Annotated in this window: 16 protein-coding genes and 1 pseudogene; 11 read left to right on the forward strand and 6 right to left on the reverse strand. The window is 65.6% G+C overall.

The annotated features are described in order from the left end of the window. Nucleotides 1–731, reverse strand: a pseudogene (locus tag NDO48_RS27990) (homoserine dehydrogenase); the annotation flags it as partial. A gap of 306 nt (nt 732–1,037) precedes the next feature. Between NDO48_RS27990 and NDO48_RS27995 the strand changes: the two are divergent. The 7 genes from NDO48_RS27995 to NDO48_RS28025 all read left to right on the forward strand — a co-directional run bounded on the left by NDO48_RS27995 (nt 1,038) and on the right by NDO48_RS28025 (nt 9,709). Further along, nucleotides 1,038–2,117 carry a WD40/YVTN/BNR-like repeat-containing protein gene (locus NDO48_RS27995; RefSeq protein WP_267322823.1) on the forward strand — a complete coding sequence of 360 codons (1,080 nt, stop codon included), beginning with the start codon at nt 1,038–1,040 and terminating at the stop codon, nt 2,115–2,117. Between the two features lie 10 nt (nt 2,118–2,127). Then, nucleotides 2,128–2,439 carry a MoaD/ThiS family protein gene (locus NDO48_RS28000; protein WP_018428691.1) on the forward strand — a complete coding sequence of 104 codons (312 nt, stop codon included), beginning with the start codon at nt 2,128–2,130 and terminating at the stop codon, nt 2,437–2,439. Between the two features lie 339 nt (nt 2,440–2,778). Beyond that, complete coding sequence (locus NDO48_RS28005) at nt 2,779–5,730, forward strand: Ig-like domain-containing protein (protein WP_267322824.1); 2,952 nt, start codon at nt 2,779–2,781, stop codon at nt 5,728–5,730. Between the two features lie 179 nt (nt 5,731–5,909). Continuing rightward, the gene (locus NDO48_RS28010; RefSeq protein WP_018428692.1) at nt 5,910–6,569 is read left to right on the forward strand and encodes an SH3 domain-containing protein; all 660 of its coding nucleotides are present in this window, start codon (nt 5,910–5,912) and stop codon (nt 6,567–6,569) included. Between the two features lie 267 nt (nt 6,570–6,836). Beyond that, a complete protein-coding gene (locus tag NDO48_RS28015) occupies nt 6,837–7,700 on the forward strand; it encodes a DUF1194 domain-containing protein (protein WP_018428693.1) in 864 nt (287 codons plus the stop codon). Nucleotides 7,701–7,880: 180 nt separating this feature from the next. Further along, nucleotides 7,881–8,477 carry a hypothetical protein gene (locus NDO48_RS28020; RefSeq protein ID WP_018428694.1) on the forward strand — a complete coding sequence of 199 codons (597 nt, stop codon included), beginning with the start codon at nt 7,881–7,883 and terminating at the stop codon, nt 8,475–8,477. Nucleotides 8,478–8,611: 134 nt separating this feature from the next. Continuing rightward, on the forward strand, nt 8,612–9,709 hold the full coding sequence (locus NDO48_RS28025; protein WP_267322825.1) for an agmatine deiminase family protein: 1,098 nt from the start codon (nt 8,612–8,614) through the stop codon (nt 9,707–9,709). A 49-nt stretch (nt 9,710–9,758) separates the two neighbouring features. On the opposite strand, the gene NDO48_RS28030 is transcribed toward NDO48_RS28025, so the two are convergent. Beyond that, nucleotides 9,759–9,953: a hypothetical protein gene (locus NDO48_RS28030; RefSeq protein ID WP_267322826.1), complete on the reverse strand. Its 195-nt coding sequence runs from the start codon at nt 9,951–9,953 to the stop codon at nt 9,759–9,761. A gap of 258 nt (nt 9,954–10,211) precedes the next feature. Here NDO48_RS28030 and NDO48_RS28035 point away from each other — a divergent pair, with 258 nt between their 5' ends. Together NDO48_RS28035 and NDO48_RS28040 are read left to right on the forward strand one after the other, a co-directional pair. Continuing rightward, on the forward strand, nt 10,212–11,627 hold the full coding sequence (locus NDO48_RS28035; protein ID WP_267322827.1) for a hypothetical protein: 1,416 nt from the start codon (nt 10,212–10,214) through the stop codon (nt 11,625–11,627). Continuing rightward, nucleotides 11,624–12,181, forward strand: a complete 558-nt coding sequence (locus NDO48_RS28040) for a hypothetical protein (protein ID WP_018428697.1) — start codon at nt 11,624–11,626, stop codon at nt 12,179–12,181. The genes NDO48_RS28035 and NDO48_RS28040 overlap by 4 nt, the downstream gene beginning before the upstream one ends. Before the next feature lie 111 nt (nt 12,182–12,292). Here NDO48_RS28040 and NDO48_RS28045 read toward each other — a convergent pair whose 3' ends face one another. Then, complete coding sequence (locus NDO48_RS28045) at nt 12,293–16,561, reverse strand: autotransporter domain-containing protein (protein WP_267322828.1); 4,269 nt, start codon at nt 16,559–16,561, stop codon at nt 12,293–12,295. A gap of 205 nt (nt 16,562–16,766) precedes the next feature. Further along, nucleotides 16,767–18,950 carry a sensor histidine kinase gene (locus tag NDO48_RS28050; RefSeq protein WP_267322829.1) on the reverse strand — a complete coding sequence of 728 codons (2,184 nt, stop codon included), beginning with the start codon at nt 18,948–18,950 and terminating at the stop codon, nt 16,767–16,769. A 25-nt stretch (nt 18,951–18,975) separates the two neighbouring features. Here NDO48_RS28050 and NDO48_RS28055 point away from each other — a divergent pair, with 25 nt between their 5' ends. Both NDO48_RS28055 and NDO48_RS28060 read left to right on the forward strand, forming a co-directional pair. Further along, entirely contained in the window at nt 18,976–19,764 is a 789-nt protein-coding gene (locus tag NDO48_RS28055) for a response regulator transcription factor (RefSeq protein ID WP_018428700.1), read from the forward strand. Between the two features lie 78 nt (nt 19,765–19,842). After that, on the forward strand, nt 19,843–20,256 hold the full coding sequence (locus tag NDO48_RS28060) for a VOC family protein (RefSeq protein WP_018428701.1): 414 nt from the start codon (nt 19,843–19,845) through the stop codon (nt 20,254–20,256). Nucleotides 20,257–20,268: 12 nt separating this feature from the next. Here NDO48_RS28060 and NDO48_RS28065 read toward each other — a convergent pair whose 3' ends face one another. Together NDO48_RS28065 and NDO48_RS28070 are read right to left on the reverse strand one after the other, a co-directional pair. Continuing rightward, nucleotides 20,269–23,466, reverse strand: a complete 3,198-nt coding sequence (locus NDO48_RS28065) for an efflux RND transporter permease subunit (RefSeq protein ID WP_018428702.1) — start codon at nt 23,464–23,466, stop codon at nt 20,269–20,271. Next, nucleotides 23,463–24,683 (reverse strand): efflux RND transporter periplasmic adaptor subunit, encoded by a 1,221-nt coding sequence (locus tag NDO48_RS28070; protein WP_267322830.1) that lies wholly within the window; start codon nt 24,681–24,683, stop codon nt 23,463–23,465. The genes NDO48_RS28065 and NDO48_RS28070 overlap by 4 nt, the downstream gene beginning before the upstream one ends. Between the last annotated feature and the right edge of the window lie 127 nt (nt 24,684–24,810).

The raw sequence follows: 24,810 nt of genomic DNA on the forward strand, positions 1-24,810 counted from the left end.
GGAACGAGGCCGGTGGCATTGGCGATCGCCGCCATCTCGACCATGGTCTTGGAGCCGTCGACGAACTCGACCAGCATGCGCACGTTCATGTTGCGGCGCTTGGCTTCCTCGGCATAGTCGTGCGGCACGGCGTCGATGTTGAGCGGGTTGTTCTTGCCCTTGCCGGCGGCAACGATGGTGTGGCCCATCGCCGAGACGAACTCGATCAGCTCCATGCACGACGACGGCTCGTCGCCGGCGCCCAGCGAATAGGTGACGCCGAGCCGGTCGGCCTCGCTCTTGAGATAAGCGCCGATGGTGACATCGGCCTCGACATTCATCATCACCAGATGCTTGCCATGCTCCATGGCGCGCAGGCCGATCTCGGCGCCGACGGCCGGAACGCCAGTCGCATCAATGACGACGTCGATCAGGCCACTGTTGAGGATCAGGTCGGCGTCGTTGGTGACGGCGACCTTGCCGGCCTCGATGGCCTCGCTCATCGCCGAGCCGGAGGCGACCTCACGGGCATGGCCCTTTTCCTGATAGGCGATGTCGACGGCGCGATGCGCGTTGGGCAGGTTGAGCTCTGAGATCGCGCCGACCTCGATACCCGGCATATGCGCCACCCGCGCCACGATGTCGGTGCCCATCTCGCCCGAACCGATCAGGCCGATGCGGATCGGCTTGCCCGACTTCTGCCGCTCCACGAGGTCTCGCGCCAAGCCCACAGGCGCTACGTTGATCGTCATCTGGTGGTCCTCCCGAACGATAGAAAGGCAGCTTCTCTACCGCGCGACGGGTATTGAATTATGGCGCACTGTCAACCGGAATGTCGCCCCGGCCCGAAGGCGCTTTGTCAGGAGCCTGCCTGCTTCGGCTGTTTCGCTTCCGGCTTTGCCGCTAACATCGGCCGCAATGACGCCCGACAGCGCTGCACCGCAGCCCTGAAGCCGAGCCAGCGAGCGCGGCGGGCGCGGGAACGCAAGGTATTTGAAAAACTTGGAAGCCGATCCAGATTCAGTTTCTGAAGATCGGTCCCTGTGGGGAGGAGTGCAATGGCTGAGAAAGTCCTTGTCCTGCTTGGCACCAAAAAGGGTGCTTTCATTGCCGAGAGCGACGCTGCCAGGCGGTCGTGGAAGCTGCGCGGACCGTACTGCGAGACATGGCCGATCAACCATGTCGTCGCCGACCCGAAGACAGGCGCAATCTGGGGTGCGGGCGGCAATGAATGGTTCGGCCCGGCGGTTTGGAAATCGACCGACCTCGGCGAGACGTGGACGCACTCGTCCGAGGGGCTCGCTTATGCCGAGGGCGACGAGCCGATCAAGGCGGTGTGGAGCCTCGCCAAGGGCAATGGCAGCCTCTATGCCGGCGTCCAGCCGGCGGGGCTGTTTCGCAGCGACGACGACGGCCACAGCTGGAGCCACGTCGAAGCGCTGCAGAAGCACCCTTCCCGCCCGCACTGGAACCCCGGCGGCGCCGGCCTGATCCTGCATTCCCTCGTGCTCGACCCCGACGACCACGACCGCATCTGGATCGGCATTTCGGCCGCCGGCGTGTTCTACAGCGGTGACGGCGGCCAGAGCTGGGAGCCGCGCAACCTCGGCACCCGCGCCGACTTCCTGCCCGAGGGCGAGAACTATCCCGAATTCGGCCAGTGCGTGCACAACCTGGTCATGGCGCCCGGCATGCCCGACCGGCTCTACCAGCAGAACCATTGCGGCATGTATCGCTCCGACGATGGCGGCAAGCGCTGGGTCAGCATCGAAAAGGGCCTGCCCTCGACTTTCGGATTTCCGGCCGCCGCCCATCCGCGCGACCCCGACACCCTCTATCTCGTGCCGCTCAACGGCGACAGTGCCGGCCGCTACGTACCCGACGCCAAGGCGGCGGTGTGGCGGACGCGCGATGCCGGCCATGGCTGGCAGGCGATGCGCAACGGCCTGCCGCAGGAAAACGCCTATATCGGCGTGCTCAGGCAGGCGATGGCGACCGACCGGCTGGAGCCCGCCGGCGTCTATTTCGGCACCAGTTCGGGGGCGCTGTTTGCCAGTTCCGACGAGGGCGAAAGCTGGATCGACGTCGCCCAGCACCTGCCGACGATCCTGTCGGTGGAAACGCTCGTGGTCGACTGAGGAAGGGCGCATGGACAACACCCATTCCCCCGGCGCCGCGCCTGCCCAGGGGCTGGCGACAATCGTGGTGCGCCTGCCCGGCGTGCTGGTCGACCTGTTTCCCGGTGCTGTCAGGCGGGTCGAAGTCAAGGCCGCGACCGTCCGCGACATGGTCGACGAGCTCGACCGCCGCTGGCCCGGCATGCGCGACCGCATCTGCGATTCCCGGCCGGCCATCCGCAAGCACATGAACGTTTTCATCGACGGCGAACGCGCGACGCTCGCCACGAAGCTCAGCCCCGGCGTCGAGGTCTTCGTACTGACGGCAATCAGCGGCGGCTAGAGGCAAATGCAACTATTTGAATATTTTAGAATCCGGTAATTCTACATATAGATGAAACAACACGCCTGGCATATATATTTGCAAAGATTGCATCCTATTCTTCTGTTGACCTTTCCCCAAAGACAAGCTCTCAGTCCACTCGGGTGAATCGCCGGTTCCGGGCGGTCATTGCGAATGGGATTACTGCAGCCGCGCCACTCACAGGTGTCGGGCTGGAGCTGGCGGGGGCCACCGATGAAGCATCAGACGACAACACGCGCGGTCGCGACAATGGCTGCGCGGTGCCGGACGCTTACCCGCCTGTTGCTTATGCTCTGCATGGGTATGTTCTGGCCGTCGATGGCTTTCAGCGCGGCGCCTACGGCATCAATCGTCGTTGCGAACAGCGATCTCAATATCGGCGGCACGTCGCTGGTCACGTTTACTTTCTCGGAAGCGGTAACCGGCTTTACCAATTTCGACCTGACCATCACCAACGGAACACTGACACCAGTGGCCTCCTCCGATGGCGGCATCACCTGGACGGCGACATTCACACCGTCGAGTTCCATCACCGCCCCAACCAACAGGATTACCCTGAACCTGGCGGGCGTGACGAACCTGGGCAGCGAGGCTGGCAGCGGCACCGTCGATTCCAACAACTATCGGATCGACACCCAGCGGCCGACAGCGACCATCGTTTTGTACCCTACCTACATCGGCATTGGCCAGACGTCGCAGGTGACAATCACGTTTTCCGAGGAGGTAACCGGCTTTAGCAACGCCGACCTCACCATCAGCAACGGCACCTTGTCGGCTGTCTCGTCCTCGGACGGCGGCATCACCTGGACGGCGACCTTTACCCCCGCTGCAGGCATCACCCAATCATCCAATGTGATCAGGCTGAACAATTGGGGCGTGGCGGACCTCTTTGGCAACCAAGGCAACGGAACAACCGATTCCAACAATTATGGTGTCGACTCGCAGCGACCGACCGTAGCAATCACCATGGCCCGAAGCGCCCTCAAAGCCGGCGACACATCCCTGGTAACCTTCACCTTCTCGGAGGCGGTGACTGGCTTTGACAATGCCGACCTGACCATACCGAACGGCAGCCTTTCGCCCCCCTCCTCCTCGGACGGCGGGATCACCTGGACGGCGACATTCACGCCAAATGCGAACGTTCGTTTCACGACCAATCTGATTTCCCTCAACAACGCCGGCGTGGCCGACCTCGCCGGCAATCTCGGTGCCGGCGTGACCAATTCGGCCAATTTCAGCATCGACACCATAAGGCCGACGGCAACGGTCATCGTGGCGATACCCGTTCTGAAGGCAGGTGAAACAGCCCTTGTGACCATCACCTTCTCGGAGGCGGTGGCCGGCTTTGACAACACCGACCTGAGCGTCGCCAACGGGACGCTGTCGGCTGTTTCATCCACGGATGGTGGCATTACCTGGACGGCGACATTCACGCCGACAGCAGGCATCACGTCCTCGGCCAACCAGATTATTCTGTCCAACACGGGCGTGACCAACGCGTCCGGAAACACCGGCAGCGGAACAACCGCTTCGAACAACTATTCGGTCCAGACGGCTCGCCCTACGGCGACGATCGTCGTTGCGACACCCGCGCTTGTCACCGGCGGAACGTCGGTGGTGACGATCACCTTCTCGGAGGCGGTGACCGGCTTCACCACCGCAGATATGACTGCGGACAACGGCACATTGTCTGGCCTGAGTTCGTCGGATGGTGGCGTCATATGGACCGCCACGCTCACCCCGGCCGCAGGTGTGTCTGCCGCAACCAACCATATCGAGCTCGACCTGACCGGCGTGGTCAATAGCTCGGCCAATCCGGGCACCGGCGCCGCCATATCGAACAACTACACGGTCAATGCACCCACCATGTCCCTGCCGGCCACGCTTGCCGATGGCGTGGTCGGGCGCCCCTATTCGCAGACGCTGAGCGCGACGGGCGGCACCGCCCCCTACACCTTCAGCATCACTGCTGGCTCCCTGCCAACCGGCCTGACGTTGAACGGGGCGACAGGTGTCGTGTCCGGCACGCCGTCCACCGCAGGCACGTCCACCTTCACGATTGCCGCATTGGATTCGCGGTCCTTCCGCGTGACGGAAGACTACACCGTGACGGTGGCCGCGCTCGCCCCCGATCCGACCGAGGATGCCGAGGTCACCGGCCTGCTGACCGCGCAGGTCGACGCTGCCCGCCGCTTCGCCGACAGCCAGGTTCAGAACTTCAACTCACGGCTTGAGCAGTTGCACGACGAAGGCGACCGCCGCCGCAACAGCATGGCCGTGCGGCTCGGCTATTCCGGCAATGACGGCAAGAGCGACGAAGACCGGCGCTTCGAGGAGCTGCTGGGCAAATCCTCGAGGACCGAAGCCAGCGGCGGCTTCGCCATGCACAACTATGCCGAGGACAAGAAGTCCAGCCAGCCGGCGCAGCCAACTGCCGATGTCGACCTCGGCAGGCTCGCCGTGTGGACCGGCGGCTACGTCAATTTCGGCAAGCGCGACGACGGCAAGCTGAGCCTCGACTACACCACCGCAGGCGTCAGCGGCGGCATGGACTACCGCTTCTCCAAGTCGCTGGTGGCGGGTTTCGGGCTCGGCTACGGCCGCGACGCCACCGACATCGGCGCCAACGGCACCGAAAGCCGCGCGCATGCCTATAGCGGCGCAGTCTATGCAAGCTACCAGCCGTTCAAGTCGACCTATCTCGACGGTCTCATCGGCGGCAGCTGGCTCGACCTCTCCAGCAAGCGCTACGAGACTGCAAGCGGCACCTTTGCGATGGGTGACCGCAGCGGCACCCAGATCTTCGGCTCGATCACCGCAAGCTATGAGAAGCGCGACGATGCCTGGCTGATCTCGCCCTATGGCCGGCTGGACTTCTCGCGCTCGTGGCTGGACGGTTATACCGAAAGCGGCAGCGGCGCCGGCCTGCTGAGATATGGCAGCCAGACCGTCGACACGGTGTCTGGCATCGCCGGCCTTCGCGTCGAATATGCAGTCACCACCGACTGGGGCACGCTGAAGCCGGGCGCCCGGATCGAGTATGTCCATGATTTCGCGGGGTCCAGCCAGGTCAGCCTCGGCTATGCCGACACCGGCGGCCTGGACTACGTCTTCCAGACCGAGGGCAAGGGCAGCGACTATGTCACGCTCGGCGCATCGCTGGACGCCGCTCTCAGCGGCAGCTGGACGGCAAGGTTCGACTATCGCACCGCCGTCGGCGGCGTCGGCCAGAGCCATGCGCTCGGCCTCAAGGTCGGCAGGAATTTCTGACCATGGCAGCCGGCGGCTTGAGATTGCCGCCGGCCACCTGCCCCACAGCGGTCCCACCTCGCCGGAGCGCGCGGCCTATCCTGTTGCCACAACATGATTTTTCCGTGAGGCGGTTCCCTCCCCGGGCGAACTTGCTCTACTATCCGTTCACGGATTCCATCTTACGCTAGGGGACCAAGATGATGCGACGGACAGGCCTTTTCCTGGCATTGATGCTCGCCTTTGCGCCGGCCTTGCCGCAAGTTGCGGCGGCGCAGGAGCGCGTCGAGACGCTGCGCATGCGCCCGGGCGCGACGCAGACGACGGTGCGCGGCATCGTCTTTGGCCGCATCAGCGCCTCTTACCGGCTCGAGGCGCGCGCCGGCCAGCGCATGAGCCTCGACCTCAGCTCGCGCAACACCTTCCTTTATTTCAACGTGCTCGACCCGCGCGGCCGCACCATCGCCCGCGAACAGACCCAATGGGACGGCCGCCTGCCGGCCACCGGCGTCTACACCATCCAGATCTATCTCGTGCGCGCCGAGGCCCGCCGCAACGTGCCGGCCCCCTTCTCGCTCAGCGTCGCGATTTTCGGCCGTGGTGGCGAAACAGGTCCCGGCCCGGCTCCCGGACCCGATCCGGTGCCGGGTCCGCGCTCCTGGCGCGTCGTCGGCGTGACGCCCAACGACGTGCTCAACATGCGCACGACCCCTTCGCCGCGCGGCGCAATCGTCGCCGAAATCCCCTTCGACGCCGGCGGCCTGCGCAATCTCGGCTGCCAGGATGGCCAGAGCTGGTGCAAGGTGCGCTATCGCGGCCAGGAAGGCTGGGTCAACGGCCGCTTCCTGCGGCCTGAATAGGCAGCGCGACATCTGAACCCAAAAGGCCCGGCACAACGCCGGGCTTTTTTGTCGCTGGGCCGCGGGACGCTCGTGCAGCTTGCGGTCAAGCGTCCGGCGCAGGCGCGGAAACGAACCCTCGCCTGCTGCTTTGTGCCTGAAACCCGCCCTTTCAAATATTCGGACAACAATCTTCCTGCACAGTCCCTCAGCGCGCCGGACTTGGCGGCGACGCGACCTGCCAAGCCGTCTCGACAACCGCTGACATCGCTTTCAGGGGGGCAAAACGTGCTGCCGTTACATCTGCGCGCGCTGTATCGCGCATGCCTTTACATCACGATCACCCTTGCGACGGCTGCCGTCGTCACGTCGGGGCCGGCGCGAGCCGGCCAAGCGGTCGACCTGCAGCTGGTCATCGCCGCCGACGTCTCCACCTCGATGGATCGCGAGGAAAAGACGCTGCAGCAGCAGGGGTTTGTCCTCGCCTTCCGCGACCCTGAACTGATCCGCATGATGCTGGCCGGTCCCGAAGGGCGGATCTCGGTGACCTATTTCGAATGGGGCGGCGACCGCACGCCCAAGCTGGTCGTGCCCTGGACTGTCATCGACAGCCCGCAGGCGGCCCTTGCCTTCGCCCAGCGGCTGGAGCGGAATTTCCCCTCCCGCCTGCCGCGCGGCACCTCGATCGGCATGGCGCTCGACTATTCTAGCTATCTGCTGCAGTCGAGCGGCTATGATGCCGGCCGCAACGTCGTCAACCTGTCGGGCGACGGGGTGAACAACAACGTGCCCGACGTCGAGGAGACGCGGGCGCGGCTGCTCGATATGGGCACGACCATCAACGGCATGCCCATCGTCTACAAGGGCCTGTTGCAGGGTGTGCTCGACGGCGCCGAGGACGATTTTCCGCCCGAATACCTCATCGACTACTACCGCAACGAGGTCATTGGCGGCCCCGGCGCCTTTGTCGAACCGGTGACGGCGCGGCAGAACTATTCGGCCGCCATCCTGCGCAAGCTGATCCGCGAGATCGGCGCCAACAGGCTGACGATAGGCTCGATGGATCAGGACATGGGATGCGCACCGCATGAAGCCGAACGCTGCGCTGGCAAGCTGCGCGTGCTGACAGGCTTTGCCACCGACCCCACATGAGCGGGCCGCCCCGCCCTGAAACTTTGTCTCACCACGAAACAGAATTTGTCCCCGGCGGCGACGCCGGGGCTTGGCGTTTGCGGCGGTTGCAGCTGCCTGAACCACACACAAACGCCTCATTCATCGTGCGTTCAAATCGCGGTCACTAAGCTGTGACCACAACGATTCGAGGACCAACCCGTGTCACGCGCACCCATCTTCTCCCTCCGCACTGCACTTGCCTCACTCTGCCTCGGCGGCCTTCTGACCGCGGGCTCCGCGCTGCTTCCCGAGACGGCCTCGGCGCAGCGCATGCAGCCTTGCGCCACCGAAGGCGGCACCTGCCGGCTGCCCTATCCGGCCGAAGTGGTCTACGGCGCCAAAGGCCGGATGACCTCGCGTTTCATCGACGGCCCGTCCGTGCGCTGCTCGAACCGCGTCTTCGGCGATCCGGCACCGGGCGTCCGCAAGAGCTGCTACATCGTCCTGCGCGGCAGGGGCCGCGACCGCGACTATGGTGATGGCGGCTGGGGCGACGGCGGCTGGAACAATGGCGGTGGCTGGGACAATGGCGGCGGTGGCTGGGGCGATGGCGGTTATGGCGAGCCGCGCCGCAATCGCTGGGTCGCCTGCGCCAGCGAGAACGACTACTGCGACTTCAACGGCCGCAAGCGCGTCCGCTACGGCGTCCCCGGCAACTTCGAGGAAGGTGTGTTCCGCGACGGCGTCGAGTGCAGCAACGACGTGTTCGGCGACCCGGCCCCCGGCGCGCGCAAGCGCTGCTACGTCCAGAACTGATTTTTCCCAAGGGAGGCGCGGAATCTGCGCCTCCCTTTCTCCGGACCAGTTTCGCGAGCGCCCCTACCCACCGGATAGCCCTCTCGCCGGATAGACCTCTCCGCCGGATTGTCCGCTTTCCCAAGGAATTCTCGATGCCGACGCGACGAAATCTCTTGCTCGCTTCCGGAGCGGCACTTGCCGCTGGCACCCTCGCCAGCCGTTTTGCCACGGCCGCGTCTGAACAGGCCGAGACCTGGCACATGCCCGACGAAGGGGCAAAACACGCCGCCACATGGATGGCATTTGGCCCGAGCCCGGACATCTGGGGCGGAAAACTCCTGCCTGTCGTCCGCGAGAACCTCGCCGGCATCGCCAAGGCGATCGCGGCGCACGAGCCGCTGAAGATGCTGGTGCGCGAAGACGACCACGACATCGCCGAACGCCTGTGCGGCCCCTCGGTCACGCTGGTGACCCAGCCCATCGACGACCTGTGGATGCGCGACACCGGGCCGGTGTTCGTGAAGGATCAATCCGGCCAGGCCGGCGCTGTCGGCTTCAACTTCAATGGCTGGGGCGACAAGCAGGCGCACGAGTACGACGCCGAGGTTGCGGGTTTCGTCGCCGGCAAGGCCGGCGCGACATTCATCGAGACAAAACTGGTGCTCGAAGGCGGCGGCATCGAGGTCGACGGCGAAGGCACCGCCATCATCACCGAGAGCTGCGTGCTCAACGCCAACCGCAATCCCGGCGTCAGCAAGGCCCAATGCGAAGCCGAACTCTTTCGCCTGCTCGGTCTGCAGAAGATCATCTGGCTGCCCGGAATTGCCGGCAAGGACATTACCGACGGGCACACCGACTTCTACGCCCGCTTCACCAGCCCGGGCGTGGTCGTCGCCGGTTTGGACCCCGACCCCTCATCCTATGACCACGCCGTGACCAAGCGGCACCTGGAAATCCTCAGGCAGTCGAGCGACGCCAAGGGACGCAAATTGAAGGTGGTCGTGCTGCAAGGCCCCTCGACGGTGCGAAGCAAGTACGAAAACAAGGACTTCGCAGCCGGCTACATCAATTTCTATGTCTGCAACGGAGCCGTCATCGCCCCCGAATTCGGCGACAGGCAGGCCGACGCCAACACGCGGGACGCGCTCAGGGACCTGTTTCCCGGCCGCGACATCATCCAGCTGAACATCGACGGCATCGCCGCCGGCGGCGGCGGAATTCACTGCACGACCCAGCAGCAGCCAGCCTGACGACGGACAACGGACGCCACCGCCCTCTCCGGTGGCGGCCCGCCGCCCCTCACGCAAAACACGCCTCGATCAGCGCCAGCCGCTGCAGGCCGAGATTCTCCGTGATCCCGGGCTCGATGGCGTTCATCCGTCCGCTCGATCCATTGAACCTGGACCGCAACAGGCCCGCGGAACGTCGGCGCCTGCGGTAGCCATGACCCGACGTCCCATCCTCATGACCGAGCGTCCCAATCTGTAGCTGCATGCGGCGACAGCCTTGTTCGGCTGTGCCAGAAATCTCGCGGCAACGACATACGCGCAAAGACATCCGGAACGCCCTGCCTGCCTCGTGGCGCGCCACTGCCTGCCAAGCCGCGCGCTCGCGGATGCAAGTGGCGTGACGGAGCGGCAGGGCGCCGGCATCGCAGTCGGCAGCCTTTGTCCCGGCACCGTGAAAACGTGCCGGAGACAGGGTCCGTCTGCCCGGGTGGACCAGGCCTATTGCGTCGGGCGGGGGAAGAACATGACTGTCACAAGCGCCAACTCGAACCGGGCGGCGGCCCTGACCGCAACCGCGCTCGTCTCGATGATTTCAGCCTGTGCCATCGTCTCACCGGCACGAGCCCAGTTCGTCTGCGTCGACGGCGCAGCGTCCGCTCAAGGCGCAACGGCTGCCGGATCACCAGCCAGTTTCGCCTGCGGCAACGGTGCCAATGCCAGCGGCATTTCAGGCAGCAACAACACGGCAACAGGGACAGGCGCCAACGCCAGCGGCGACACCGCAACCGGCAATGCCAACGCCTCCGGCAACGGCTCCAGCAACTCGGCCTACGGCAACAACACCAACGCCAGCGGCAACGGCAGCACGAACACGGCAGTCGGCGACGGGGCGATTGCCAGTGGCGCAGGCAGCAAGAACATCGCCACCGGGTTCATCGCCACTGCCGGCGGCGATGGCAGCAACAACAGCGCTTCGGGGACACGGGCGAATGCCGTCGGCAACAACAGCTCCAATGTCGCGTCCGGCAACGGCGCCAATGCCGGTGGCGACAACAGCAACAACAACGCCTCCGGAACACGGGCGAATGCCAGCGGCAACATCAGCTCCAACGTTGCGAGCGGCCTGAACGCCAATGCGAGCGGTGACGGCAGCAGAAACGTCGCGACAGGCGACGGCGCCAATGCCAGCGGCGCCAACAGCTTCAACGCCGCGACGGGCTTTCTTGCCACTGCAAGCGGTGCCGGATCCGGCAACGTCGCGTCAGGCGCTTTTGCCAACGCCAACGGCACCGGCAGCGCCAACGTCGCATTGGGCGTCAACGCCAATGCGAGCGGCAGCGGCACCTTCAACACCGCCGTGGGCTACGGCTCCACCGCCACCGGCGCCAATTCCTCGGCATTCGGCAACGGCGCATCGGCGACCCATGCAAATTCCATGGCGATCGGCACCGGCGCCACAGCGACGCGCGCCAACCAGCAATCCTTCGGCACGGCTTCGAACACTTACACGATGGGCGGCATCACCTCGGCAGCGAGCCGTGCGGCGCAGACCGGGCCGCTGCAATTCGTCACAACCGACAGCGGCGGCAATCTCGGCTCCAGCACGCTCGGCGATCTCGGAATTGCCGGCATCGCCGACATCGCCGGCATCAACGGACAGATCGCCGGGCTCAACAGCCGCCTCAACGACCTCGACGGCAGGAGCAGCAAGGCGCTCAACGGTGTCGCCATGGCCTTTGCGATGTCGGGCACGCCGTGGGTCATGCCCGCCGAACGCTTCGCCATGACGCTGAACTGGGGCACGTTCGACGGCACCAACGCCCTGGCCCTGAGCGGGGCGATGCGCCTTGGCGAGCATGTTCAGGCCAATGGCGGCGTTGCATATGGCACCAATGGCGGCGGCGTGGGCGGACGCCTGGGCGTGCGGATAGGCTGGTGAGACAGATCGCCAAAAGCTTGGCCCGCCCCCTCGGCCCCGTCCTTCTTGCGCTGTTGCTGCAGCAGCCCTGGGCGTTCTACGGCGCAAGGGCTCAGGAACAGGCGTCGACGGCGGCGTCCAAGACCTCTCGTCTGTCGCCTGCCCTGCCCGTCTCCCTGGAGCAGGCGCTCTATCTGATCCGCTCCACGCTGCTGACGCTCAACGACGCCAACCGGTCGGGCAACTACACGGTGCTGCATGATCTTGCCGCACCCGACTTCCAGGCGCAGAACTCGGCAGCCGACCTTGGCCAGAGCTTTTCCGACCTGCGGCACCGCAATTTCGATCTCTATGGCGTGGCCCTTCTGGCGCCGCAATTCACCGAAGCGCCCGCGCTCGATCAAAATGGCCTGCTGCGCCTTGCGGGCTACTTCCCCACCCGCCCGCAGCAGATCAAGTTCGACCTGGTCTTCCAGGTCGCGTCAGGGCAATGGCGGCTGCTTGCCATATCGGTCGCCACGCCGGAAGCCCCGCAGGCGGAGGTGGCGCAGCAGCAAGCCCAGCCGAAGCATTAAAAGCAGAGCAAATAGGACAACGCTGAATACGCCGGGCAGAAAGGCTTCACATAGGCGAAAGCCCCCGGGCCAGGCCGGGGGCTGCGTTTCAGTCATTCACCTTGTGCGGTCTCAAAACGCCATGCGGACGCCCAGGCGGCCCCCATAGCTCTGATAGTCGTTGCCGATAGACGCGGTGCCTTCGGCAAAGCCGTTCAGGCCGGTTCCCGACACCAGCGTGGCGCCCAGCTGGAACTGGCCGTAGGCATCGATCGGATCGTTGGCCAGTGCGCTGGTTGCGCCGTTGACGAAACGCACCCCGTCCTTGCCTTCGAACTCGTTCACCAGATGGGCGCCGAGATAGAAGGTGGCCACACCGTTGCCAACCGGCGCCGTTCCGCCGATGCGGGCGCCGACCTTGCCGCGAAGGCTGTTTGCACTGTCGAAGTCGACCGCCGCGCCCAGCACCTCGAGCGTGTCGAGGCTGGTCCGGCTGTAGGCGAGGCTGGCAACCGGCTCGAGGAAGAAGCTGGCGTCGCCGAAGCGGGCGCCGGCCTCGAGCTGGAGCCCGAAGGCGGTGCCGTCGAGCTTTTCGGTGAAGCCGCCTGTCACGCTGTCGATCTTGGCGCCGAACACGTCATATTTGGCCAGCGCGTTGACGAAGTAGTTGCCCCACTGCCCCTGGGCATAAGCGCCCAGATTGTAGGCATCGTAGTCGGTGCGATCTTCGGTGCCGGCAAAGGTCAAGGCCGAGGCGAGGTAACCGCCGGTCAGACCATAGGTCACGCCGCCGATCGTGCCGAGATCGGCGCCGACCTGGCCGCCCACATGCTTCTGGCGGTAGGACAGATCGTAATCGCCGGAACTTGCCGCATAGGCCTGGTCGCGCTCGTCGGCAGAGCTGTAGAACTGGGCCCACAGGCGCCCCTGCTCGACACCGTCCTTGGCCGGGTCGCGCAGGCTCGCCGTGCGCGCCGACCAGGCGTCGGCCGACTGTCGCCACAACGCCTGGGCGCCTTCATTGACCTTGAGCATCTGGAACAGGCCGAACCCTTCAGACGCCGAGAGGTAGAAGTCGTTGCCAAGCGCGTCGTAGTTGAGCGCATAGCGGGCAAAACCGGCATTGACCGTGTCCGGCGACAGCGTGAAGGCGCCCGCCGTAGTGCCGCCGGCCGCATCGACCAGCGTCAGCGTGCGGCCCGGCAGCAAGGCGCCGCCGCGCACCGAGTTGATCGCAATCGTCGTGGTGCCGGAGGCCGAGCCGCCGATCACCAGCAGGTCGCTCGTGCCAGCCGAGGCAGTGTCGATGTCGAGCGCCAGCCGGCCGTTGATGCCGACATAGTCACCCGACATCGTCAGCACCTCGCCGGCGCGATTGTTGGCCAGCGTCACCAGTCCGGAATTGTCGAAGCGTTCGAGATTGGCCAGCGTCGCGTTGTCCCGCAGGCTGACCACGCCGGAGTTGACGAAAAGGTCGTTGCCGTCCCAGAACTCGCTGGTGCCGGAGAGCTCGAACCTGCCGCTGTTGACGATGAGGTCGTCGCCCGCGTCAAAGGACACGCCGCCGATGAAGGTTCCGGAATTGATCAGCCTGACGGTGCCGCTGTTGACCATGACCGTCGGCACCGAAGTTGCACTGAGAATGCCGGCATTGTCGATCAGCACGTTCGCGCCGCGGGCCACAATTGCCGTGCGCGTGCCGTAAAGGCCGCTCACTTCGCCGCCGGCGAGGATGTCGATGCGCGTATCGCCTGTGCTTGCGGCATACACGATCTCCTCGGCGTGGCCTTGCACCTTGCCCGAAATCCGGAGGCTCGTGTCGCCATTGCCGGTTTCGGCGCTGATGGCGCGGCCATCGGCGGCATGGACGTTGCCGACGTCGATCCGTACCGCCCCGGAAGCAGTGTCTGCCAGGATGCCGTCGCTGCCATCGCCGGTGACGTGGAGGTTGCGAAGCGCAAGCTCGATGCCGCCATCGCCAGACAGAACGATGCCATCGGCCCTATAGCCCGACACCGAGACTGAATCGGCGATCACGGTGGTGCCGGCGCCGCCGCCCGCCACGATGCCATGGGCGTTTTCGCCGCGCACGGCGATTGTGCCGGTGTCGACGATCTTGACCTTGCCGGAGGTGCTGTAGGCTTCGATGCCGTGGGCATCGTCCCGGGCGGTGTCGATGTTGCCGGCGGTGACGTCAATGTCCCCGCTGTCGCTGTAGGCGCCGATGCCGACGGCGGATTTGCCCCGCGTGGTGATGGTGCCGTTTGCGACGACGGTCAGGTTGCCGCTGCCCGAGTTCGCGGTGACGGCGTTGCCGCCCCGACCGGTTGTATTGATATCGGCGACCGTGATGTCGACGTCGCCATCGGTCTCGACCTTGACGCCGTTGCTGCCCCAGCCCGCCGTCGAGATCGTGCCGTGGGCATTGACCGTGACGGCTCCCGTCGCGGATGTGGCGAGGATGGCATCCGCCAGGTCGCCGCTGGTGGCAACCGACCCCACGTCGATGGCGATCGGACCCGAGGTCGTCTCCGCCAAAACGCCGCGGCTTTCTTCGCCCTGAGTCACGATGGAGTTCGCCCTAAGGTCGATGCGGCCGGTATCCGTCGTCGCAAAGACGCCGTTGGCAAATGCCCCCTGCGACCTGATCTCGTCGGCGACAAGGGTCAGGTTGCCGTCGATGCTGCGCAGGTCGATGACATAGCCATCCTGGCCGGTCGTCGAGGCCGATCCGATCCTGACGTCGACATTGCCCTCTGTCGAGAAGCCATAGATCGCGGTGCCGCGGACACCCCCCGCTGCGGCTGACGCCATGTCGATCTCGATATTGCCGAGCGTGCTCTGGGCGGCGACGGCGATGCCGTCGGCGGCCGTCACCCTTCCGGTGCTGGTTACGGTGATGTCGCCGCCGCCGGTACGCGTGAAGATGGCGGTCGACCTCGCGCCGGTCGTCGACACGTTGCCGCTGTTGCCGATGACGACGTCGCCCTGGTCGCTCTCGGCCCTGATGGCCTCGGCGTTCGCTCCCGTCGTTCCCAATGTCCCCGCATTGGTGACGCGGACGTCCTTGCTTCCGCCCTTGGCGGCGATGGCCACCGCGTCGTCGCCGGTGGTGGTCACCGTGCCGCCATTGGTCACCGTCACGGCGCCGTCGATGCTGACGGCATTGATGCCGTGGCTGTCGCTGCCGGTCGTGGAGATGACGCCGGTATTTCCGACAGTCACATCGCCCTGGCTGCTGGTGGCGAAGATGGCGATCGAGCGGTCGCCGCCAGTGCCCACCGATCCGGAGTTGGTCGCCGAAACCGCGCCAGCGCCCCCCTCGACGAACATGCCGGCTGAATCGTTGCCGGTCGTGGTCATCGTGCCGCTGTTCGTCGCCGACGCGCCGCCATAGGTGGACGACGCACGGACGCCATGACTTGCGCTGCCGGTCGTGGAAATCAGGCCGGTGGTGGCGACCCCGACATTGCCCCAGACGGAGCTCGCCCTGACGGCCGTGGCGTCGTCGCCGATCGTGGAGGCGTCGCCAACCTCGACATCGACGTCGCCGCCGACCGACGTGGCGAGCACGCCGTTGCTGCGCGCGCCCTCGGTCGCGACCGAGGCCGCATTGACCGTGACCAGGCCGGCATCGATGGAATTGGCGTAGATTCCGTGGCTGTCGGCACCGAACGTGGCCACGGAATTGACGTCGATATCGACCGCACCACCGGTATTGGCCCCGATGCCGTGGCTGACATTGCCCCTGGTCTCGATGCGGCCATCGCCGGTGACCGTTACGGTCCCGAAGCCGTTGCTGAAGGCGTCGATGCCCCAGGCATTGTTGCCCGTGGTGGTGATCGAACGGGCGTCGACGGAAACCGGACCGTCATAGGTCATCGCAACGATGCCCTGGCCGACGCTTTCGACCGTGTCGGCAGTGACGGAGATGGAGGTATCGCCGACGACGTTGAGCGCCGCGCCCGCCGACGTGATGCTGTTGACGTTGACGATCGTGTTCGTCGCATTCGCATCGACCGACACGCCAGTCGCACCGGCGGCGTCGGTGACGACACGTCCCTGCAGGTCGAGGCTGAGAACGCCGCCCGCGCCGGATACGGAAACGCCGATGCCCGGCGCCGTCGTGTGGACCAGCCCGTCCGCGGTCAGAACAAATGTCAGGTCCTGGCCACCGGCGGTATATTCAATTCCCGACGCATATGGGTTGCCGGCGGCAGAGCAGGTGACGACGCCGCCCAGCGGCACGCCGCATTCGTCAGCGGCCAGCGCCACGCCGGGCATGCTCAGCGGCATCACCACGCCGGCCAGGGCCGTGCCGATCCGCAGTTGCGCCTGCAAGGTGGACAACGCCGTGCGCCGCCGCTTCCGATGCACGGCCTGTGTTGCTGTTGTCGTCATCCCCGATGCCCCTTGTCATGCAATTTCAATTGCGGGGCAGACGGCCGATCCGTCGACCATTCCACCCTCAAGGGCGTCTATTTATTAGGCAATGGCGAGCTTCGACAGGAACGAGATGGAACGAGTTGTAACGAAATGGAACGAAAACCGTGTCGCGGCGGCATCAACGATGCCGATTTTGCCGCTGCGTGATCGTCGAGTGAAATCAGCCTGCCAGGGCGCCGACGCCGGATGTCCCATCGATGGCCAACAGGTCGCCGCCCGTCGCCAGCGGCAGTGCGATTTCAACGACCGTGCCCTCGTCCGCATTGCTGACGATTCCGACAGACCCGCCATGCGCGGTGACGACACGCGACACCAGCGACAGCCCCGTTCCCGAGCCCTCGACGCTGCCGACATTCGCCCCCCTCACGCCGTGGACCATGACCCGCTCCAGTTCATCGGCGGGAATGCCGATGCCGCGGTCGCGGACGGCGATACGGACGGTCCCGTCGTCCGCGCCAAGCGACAGGATGACCTGTGACGCCCCCACCACGGCCGAGAACTTGACCGCATTTTCCAGGAGATTGACGATTGCGAGCTCGAGCATTCCGGCGTCCGCCTTGACCGGGAGGCTCCGGGCCGATGGCTCCAGGTCGATGGAGATATCGGCGGCGGGCATCAGGTCGCGGGCCCGCGCCGCCGCGGCGACGACGATGTCGCCGGCGGCCACCCCGGACATCTCGGGCCGGAAGGACGGACCCTGCAGGCGGCTGCGCGCCAGGTTGACCTCCAGCATTTCGACAAGGCGCACGATGGCGCGCTGGATGCGCCTGACCCTGGCAAGGTTGCCTTCGTCGGCCGCAGGCAGGCTGATGCCGATACTGTCGACATTGGAGCGGATCGCAGCCAGCGGCGTGCGGTACTGGTGCGAGATCACCTCCATGAAGCGCACCTGCTGCTGCTGCGAGCGAAGCTCGGCTTGCAATGCGTCCTCGGCGATCTGCCGTGCCGACACCAGCTCCCGCGTCTTTTCAACGACCAGTGCATTGGCCGTCCGCTCCGCATCCTGGGCGGCGACCAGCGCCTGCTCGCGCATGTGGCTGTTCAGCGCCTCGGCCGCGCGCAGCCTGACAGCCAGCGCGCCGGTGAGCAGGATCGCCTGCACCAGGCCGCTGATCGCGTAGGCATGCCAGAAGACGTTGGGCAGTCCGAAATAGCCCTGGCGCTGCGACAGCGACAGCACCGAGCCTATCCACAACACGCAGAATGCCGCCGCGCGCAGACGGCTTGCCGCACCGTTCTCGTTTGCGGTGCGCAGGCCCTGCACCACGTTCACCACCCCCATCAGCAGGGCGAAATTGTTGCCGATCGGCCCGAACACGATGTTGGATTTGAAGATGGCGAAGCCGATGCCGATGAGCCCCACGGCAGCGCTGGCCTGGTAGACGCGGTGCAGCCTGGGCGCGAGCCGTGGCAGCTCCAGGATGCTGGAATAGGCAAGCGCGCTGGCAAAAAGACCGAACCAGGCCGAAGCGCCCATGAACAGGTCGTTGGCCGCGCCATTGTCAGGAAACAGGAGCATCCTGCTCAGTCCCAGATTGCCGGCATAGACCAGCATGATGCCAAGCGTGCTTAAGGCAAGCAGCGGGTACTGCGCCTTGCGGTCGAAGTAGAAGAAGACCAGCTGGATGACCAGCAGGACCCCCATGCCGCCGAACCAGAGACCGGAGAGCAGGCTGGCCGCGGATGTCCGTGTCGTCAGCTCCGCCGTCGGGTAGATGTCGATGTTGAGATGCGTCGACGAATTGGAGTTGGCGATGCGGATGTAGACGACCGTCACCTCCCCGGCCGACAGGGCCAGGGGAACGACGTTCTGCAGGCCCGACAGGCCATCGGCCGAAAGCGGACGATGGTCGCCGAGTGTGTATGGCGTGAAATCGGCAGCCCCCAGCCCAGCACGCTCCCGGGCGACATAGACATCGATGAAATCGAGGAAATTCGGCGCCAGCGACAACAGCACAGCACCGTTTGCCGCCGGCTTCAGCTCGAGCCTGAGCCAGTTGGCGTTTCGCGTATAACCGAAGTTCACGCTCGTCCCCAGAACCGGCCTGAACGCCGCCTGCCTTTCCGGCGCGATCACGTCGGCCAGCGACAGAGACCAGGAGGGATCGGACAGGACCGCGAGCCGGCGCTCCTGCAAGGGGGCCGGATCGAGCCTGACCGACACCTCGCCTGCGCCGGCCGGACATGGCGACATCGCCAGGAGAATGACGAGCCAGATGCCGGCCAGATACTTCCAGGCGCCGGCCAGATATGTTCCGATCCGCCCGACCCGACGCCTGAAGGCATGCCTCGCGACAGTTTCATCTTGCATGACAGTGTGGATACGGCCGTGGATCAGGCTCATTATTGATTCCAATGCTTCGAGCCTTATGACGACAACTGCCCTGCCCTCACAAGCCGCAAAGACGCGCGACGATCGCGCCGCCGCCATCCGTGCCATCCTGGTCGAGGACGACCACGACCTGCGGCAGGGCATCGCCGACTATCTGCGCCTCAAGGCAATAGACGTGACGGCCGTTGCCTCAGGCGTCGGCTTCTACACCACGCTGATGGGCGACGATTTCGACATCGCCATCCTCGACGTCAACCTGCCTGACATCAGCGGCTTCGAGCTTGCCAGGGTCATTTCCTCCAGCAAGCGCATGGGCGTCATCATGCTGACGGCCCGCGCCGGCCGGGAGGACCGGATCAAGGGCTATGAGCAAGGCGCCGATCTCTACCTGACCAAGCCGGTCGACGGCGAAGAACTCGCGCTTGCCGTCAACAATCTGGCACGCCGCGTCAGGCAGGCCGCCTCGGCCCCCGCAGGGCCTGCCGGCCAGGGCGAACGCTCCCCGGATACGCCTTCGGTCGTGGAACGCCCCTGGCTGCTCGACCTCAGGCGACGTCAACTGACCTCGCCGGCCGGCGTGCCGATCCTCCTGTCGGGACGCGAAGCCATGCTGGTGGAGCACCTTGCCCGCGCCGCAGGCGCGACGGTGCCGCGCAACGTCATGGACACGCTGCTCGGCAACAGCAGCTCCGACCCGGAAAGCCGCCGCCTCGACGCCGCCCTTCGCCGCCTGCGCATGAAGGCCCGCGCCGCCGGCGCGGACCTGCCCCTGCATGTCGTGCACGCGGTCGGCGTGCGCTTCATCGGCGTGCTGACCGTCGTCTGAGACGTCAGGCGTTGACCGGGTGCTCTTTCCACGGGCATGACAGGATGGACCGGCCCGGTTGAAATCTCGGAGGACGTCATGAAATCACTGTTCCACCTTGCCCTGCATGTCACCGATCTCGAGTCCACCCGCCGCTTCTACGGCGACGTGCTCGGCTGCATCGAGGGGCGCTCGACCGACAGCTGGGTGGATTTCGACTTCTTCGGCCACCAGCTTTCGCTGCATCTGGGCAAGCCATTTGAAATCACGCGAACCGGCAAGGTCGGCGATCATCTGGTGATGATGCCGCATTTCGGCGCCGTCCTGCGTCTCGACGACTGGCTGGCGCTTGCCGACCGGCTGGAGAAGGCCGGCATCGCCTTCGACATCCCGCCGGTCGTCCGCTTCAAGGGCGAACCCGGCGAACAGCGCACGATGTTCTTCTTCGATCCTTCGGGCAACCCGATCGAGATCAAGGGTTTCAAGGACTTCGACAGCGTGTTTTCCACATGACCTCATCCTGCCTCAGGGTGTTCCGGCGCGGGCCTGTTCGTGGACGGGATCGTCCTTGAATGGGCTCGCCGTCGCTTCACGCCTGAGCACGAGACGCCTGATGACGACGTAGAAGACCGGCGTCAGGACCAGTCCGAACACGGTCACGCCAAGCATGCCGGCGAACACGGCAACGCCCATGGCGTGGCGCATCTCGGCACCGGCGCCGGTGGCGATGACCAGGGGCACGACACCGGCTATGAAGGCGAGCGACGTCATCAGGATCGGCCTCAGGCGCAGGCGCGCAGCCTCCAGCACCGCCGCCAGGGGATCCCGGCCCTTCTTTTCCTCCTCATGGGCGAACTCCACGATGAGGATGGCGTTCTTGGCCGCGAGCCCGACAAGGACGACAAAGGCGATCTGGGTGAAGATGTTGTTGTCGCCGCCTGACAACCAGACCCCTGAAATGGCCGAAAGCAGCGCCAGCGGCGCAATCAGCAGGACGGCAAAAGGCAGCGACCAGCTGTTGTATTGCGCCGCCAGGATCAGGAAGGCCAGCAGGACAGCCAGCGGAAACACGATCATGGCGGAGTTCCCGGCCTGCTTTTCCTGGAAGGTCAGGTCGGTCCATTCGAAGGCCATGCCGTCAGGCAGGGTCTCGCCCATGATGCGTTCGATGGCAGCGGTCGCCTCGCCTGACGAATAGCCTGATGCGGGCCCGCCCGTAATGTCCACCGACGGATAGCCGTTGTAGTGCATCACCCGGTCAGGGCCCGAGCTGGTGACAATGCCGGCAAGCGCGGCAAGCGGCACCATGTCACCTGACGCGTTGCGAACCTTGAGGCGGGCGATGTCGTCCACCTCGGCGCGGAAAGGCGCATCGGCCTGCACGATGACGCGATAGGTGCGGCCGAAGCGGTTGAAATCGTTGGCGTAGAGGGAGCCGAGATTGACCTGCAGGGTCTCGAAGATCTCCGTCATCGCAACATGCTGCGTCTTTGCCTTGACCCGATCGAGATCGACATGGACCTGCGGCGCGTTGACCTGGAAACTCGCCATCATGCCGGCGAGCTCGGGGGCGGCGGCCGCCTTGGCCATGATCTCGCCCTGCACGCGCGCCAGGGCTTCGAGGCCCGCACCGGCGCGATCCTCGACCTGGAGCTTGAAGCCGCCCGTCGTGCCGAGCCCGGGCACCGGCGGCGGCGGGAAGATGCCGACGAAGCCGTCGGGAATCTGGCTGTACTTGCCCATCAGGCGCCCGGCGATCGCATTGGCCGAAAGCGAGGGATCCTTGCGCTGATCGAACGGATCGAGCACGGCAAAGACCACGGCGGCATTGGGCAGATTGACGAAGCCGTTGACCGAGAGGCCCGGAAAGGCAACGACGCTCTCCACACCGGGCTCGGCCAGCGCGATCTTCGACATCTCCTTGACCACGGCGTCGGTGCGCTCGAGCGAGGCCCCTGATGGCAATTGTGCGATGCCGACGAGATAATACTTGTCCTGCGCGGGCACGAAGCCGCTGGGGATGCCCTGGAAGCCGAGATAGGTCGCGCCAAGCAGGCCCGCATAAGCGACGAAGACGACGCCGCTGATGCGGATGGCGCGCCGCGCGGTCGCGACATAGGCGTTCGAGGCGCTGTCGAAGAAGCGGTTGAACAGGGCGAAGAACCGGCCAAACAGGAAGTCGATGCCGCGCGTCAGCCAGTCGCGGCGGGCGCCGCCATGATGCGGCTTCAAGAGCACCGCTGCCAGTGCCGGCGACAGCGTCAGCGAATTGATCGCCGAAAGCACCGTCGATATGGCGATCGTCACCGCGAACTGCCGGTAGAATTCGCCCTGCAGGCCCGACAGGAAGGCCGAGGGAATGAACACGGCCGCCAGAACCGAGGTGATGGCGATGATCGGCGCCGTCACCTCGTCCATCGCCTTGCGGGCCGCTTCCTTGGGTGTTTCGCCGAGACCGATGTGGCGCTCGACATTCTCGACGACGACGATGGCGTCGTCGACCACGATGCCGATCGACAGCACCAGGCCAAACAGCGACAGCGTGTTGAGCGAGAAGCCCAGCAGATACATTACCGCCAGCGTGCCGACGAGCGATATCGGCACCGCTACCAGCGGAATGATCGAGGCGCGCCACGTCTGCAGGAACAGCACGACGACGATGACGACCAGCACGATCGCCTCGAGCAAGGTCGTCATGACTGCTGCGAGCGATGCCCGCACGAAGACGGTCGGATCATAGGCGATGCGATATTCCAGGCCGTCGGGAAATTCGCCCTGCAGGCGCTGCATCTCGGCGCGCACCGCGCTCGAGACGTCGAGCGCGTTTGCGCCCGGGCGCTGGATGATCTGCATGGCCACCGCCGGCTCGCCGTCGAGCAGGCTGCGCAGGGCATAGGCGTCGGCGCCGAGCCCGATCCGGGCGACGTCGCGCAGGCGCACGACCTGGCCGTCCTCACCCGTCTTGATGACGATCTCGCCGAACTGCTCCTCGCTGGTCAGCCGCCCCACCGTGCTGACGGTGACCTGGTAGCTGGCCGCCTGCGACGGCTGCTGGCCGACCGATCCGGCTGCGACCTGCACGTTCTGTTCGCGAATGGCGGCAACGACGTCGCCCGCCGTCATGCCGCGCGCCGCCACCCTGGCGGGGTCGAGCCAGACGCGCATGGCGTATTCGCCCGCCCCCCAGACGACGACGTCGCCCACCCCGGGCAGGCGGGCGAGCGTGTCGCGCACCTGGAGGCTGGCGAAATTGGAAATATACAAGGGATCGTAGCGCTTGTCGGGCGACACCAGGTGGACCACCATCAGGATGTCGGGCGAGGTCTTCTGCGTGACCACGCCGATGCGCTGAACCTCTTCGGGCAAGCGCGGCAGCGCCCGCGACACGCGGTTCTGCACCTGGATCTGGGCCATGTCAGGGTCGGTGCCCTGGGCGAAGGTGACGGTGAGCGTCATCCGCCCGTCGGTCGCCGCCTGCGAGCTCATATAGAGCATGCCCTCGACGCCGTTGATCGACTGCTCGAGCGGCGATGCGACCGTTTCGGCGATCACCGCGGGATTGGCGCCGGGATAACTGGCCGAGACCTGGATGGTGGGCGGCGTGACGGAGGGATACTCGCTGAGCGAAAGCCGGAACAAAGCGATGGCACCGGCGATCAGCATCAGGGCCGACAGCACGATCGCAAAGATCGGCCGGTTGATGAAGAAATGCGGCAGGCTCATCGACGTGCCTCCTGCGCGCCGCCGGCCGCCCGTGCAGGATCGAGCGCCGCATCGGGCGCCATGGCGATCCGGTTCGGGGTCACCTGCATGCCCGGCCGTACAAGCCCCTTGATGATGATCGTCTCGCCTTTGCCGAGCCCCTGCTCGACGACACGCAGGCCCTCGCGCATCGCCCCGAGCTCGACCGGCCGGTATTCGACAGTGTCATCAGCCCCAAGCACCAGCACGTAACGACGGCCCTGATCGGTGCCGACGGCCTGGTCGTCGATCAGCACGGTTTCGCGGGCGGCAGCCGTGGCAAGCCTGACGCGCGCAAACAAGCCGGGCGTCAGCTGCCCCTGAGGATCGGCGAGCACAGCGCGGGCCTTGATCGTGCCCGTCGCGCGGTCGACGCGGTTGCCGAGAAAATCGAGCCTGCCCGTGTGGGGAAAGCCACTCTCCGCCGTGAGCCCGACAGTAACAGGAGGTGCCGCCCCCGCGGCATCGGGCCGACCCTCGCCCCGGAAGCGCAGATAGGTCGCTTCATCGAGGTCGAAATAGACATGGACGGGGTCGACCGAGACGATGGTGGTAAGCAGCGTGGCGGCCCCCGCAGCTCCGGTGACAAGGTTGCCTTCGCTCACCAGCACGCGGTCGACGCGGCCGGAGATCGGTGCCGTGACGCGCGTATAGGAGAGATCGAGCCGGGCTGCGGCGACGACGGCCTTCGCCTCCTCGACCTGCGCCTCCCGCTCGCGCTTTCGCGCGACATCGTCGTCGAATGTCTTTTCGGAAATCGCCCCTTTGGGCGCCAGGCGTTGCGAACGATCGAGGTCGACGCTGGCCTGGTCGAGCAGAACCCGCGCCCGGCGCAACTGCGCTTCGGCATTCTGGAGCGCGACCTCGAACGGCCGGGCATCGATCTGGAAGAGCAGCTGGCCGCGCTCGACGAGCCCGCCTTCGGGCACGCTGACCGTCTCGATGCTTCCGCCGACACGCGGGCGCAGCTCGACCGTCCTGGCCGCCGCAATGATGCCGGTAAATTCCGACGACGGCGCAAGCACCCTGACGACGACCTCCGCCACCGGCACCTGCGGCGGCGGTGGCACGCCCTGTTCCGTCTCACCTGATGCCAGGGCCTGCCTGACATGGGTCGGCAGGCCATCGGGATAGGCAAACCACGCAGCACCGCCCAGCGCCGCCATCGCCACCAACATCGTTCTCGTCTTCCCAGTCATTCGAAACGGCCCCGCCGACAGATTGCGCGACGTCCGCAATGGACGCCGCTGATGATTTGCGACGCTAGGGTTTGCAGCAACGGGAAGGTCAACCGCCTTCTGCGACGGCTTGAAATTTGCCGGCGAC

This window comes from Aminobacter sp. MET-1 (assembly GCF_026521175.1).
Taxonomy (GTDB): Bacteria; Pseudomonadota; Alphaproteobacteria; order Rhizobiales; family Rhizobiaceae; genus Aminobacter.

What these genes read in the sequence shown, in the direction of transcription:
- NDO48_RS28045 (WP_267322828.1), bottom strand. Translation starts at nt 16,561, where the DNA reads ATGACGACAACAGCAACACAGGCCGTGCATCGGAAGCGGCGGCGCACG.
- NDO48_RS28050 (WP_267322829.1), bottom strand. Translation starts at nt 18,950, where the DNA reads ATGAGCCTGATCCACGGCCGTATCCACACTGTCATGCAAGATGAAACT.
- NDO48_RS28055 (WP_018428700.1), top strand. Translation starts at nt 18,976, where the DNA reads ATGACGACAACTGCCCTGCCCTCACAAGCCGCAAAGACGCGCGACGAT.
- NDO48_RS28030 (WP_267322826.1), bottom strand. Translation starts at nt 9,953, where the DNA reads ATGCAGCTACAGATTGGGACGCTCGGTCATGAGGATGGGACGTCGGGT.
- NDO48_RS28005 (WP_267322824.1), top strand. Translation starts at nt 2,779, where the DNA reads ATGGCTTTCAGCGCGGCGCCTACGGCATCAATCGTCGTTGCGAACAGC.
- NDO48_RS27995 (WP_267322823.1), top strand. Translation starts at nt 1,038, where the DNA reads ATGGCTGAGAAAGTCCTTGTCCTGCTTGGCACCAAAAAGGGTGCTTTC.
- NDO48_RS28010 (WP_018428692.1), top strand. Translation starts at nt 5,910, where the DNA reads ATGATGCGACGGACAGGCCTTTTCCTGGCATTGATGCTCGCCTTTGCG.
- NDO48_RS28065 (WP_018428702.1), bottom strand. Translation starts at nt 23,466, where the DNA reads ATGAGCCTGCCGCATTTCTTCATCAACCGGCCGATCTTTGCGATCGTG.
- NDO48_RS28025 (WP_267322825.1), top strand. Translation starts at nt 8,612, where the DNA reads ATGCCGACGCGACGAAATCTCTTGCTCGCTTCCGGAGCGGCACTTGCC.
- NDO48_RS28060 (WP_018428701.1), top strand. Translation starts at nt 19,843, where the DNA reads ATGAAATCACTGTTCCACCTTGCCCTGCATGTCACCGATCTCGAGTCC.
- NDO48_RS28070 (WP_267322830.1), bottom strand. Translation starts at nt 24,683, where the DNA reads ATGACTGGGAAGACGAGAACGATGTTGGTGGCGATGGCGGCGCTGGGC.
- NDO48_RS28000 (WP_018428691.1), top strand. Translation starts at nt 2,128, where the DNA reads ATGGACAACACCCATTCCCCCGGCGCCGCGCCTGCCCAGGGGCTGGCG.
- NDO48_RS28035 (WP_267322827.1), top strand. Translation starts at nt 10,212, where the DNA reads ATGACTGTCACAAGCGCCAACTCGAACCGGGCGGCGGCCCTGACCGCA.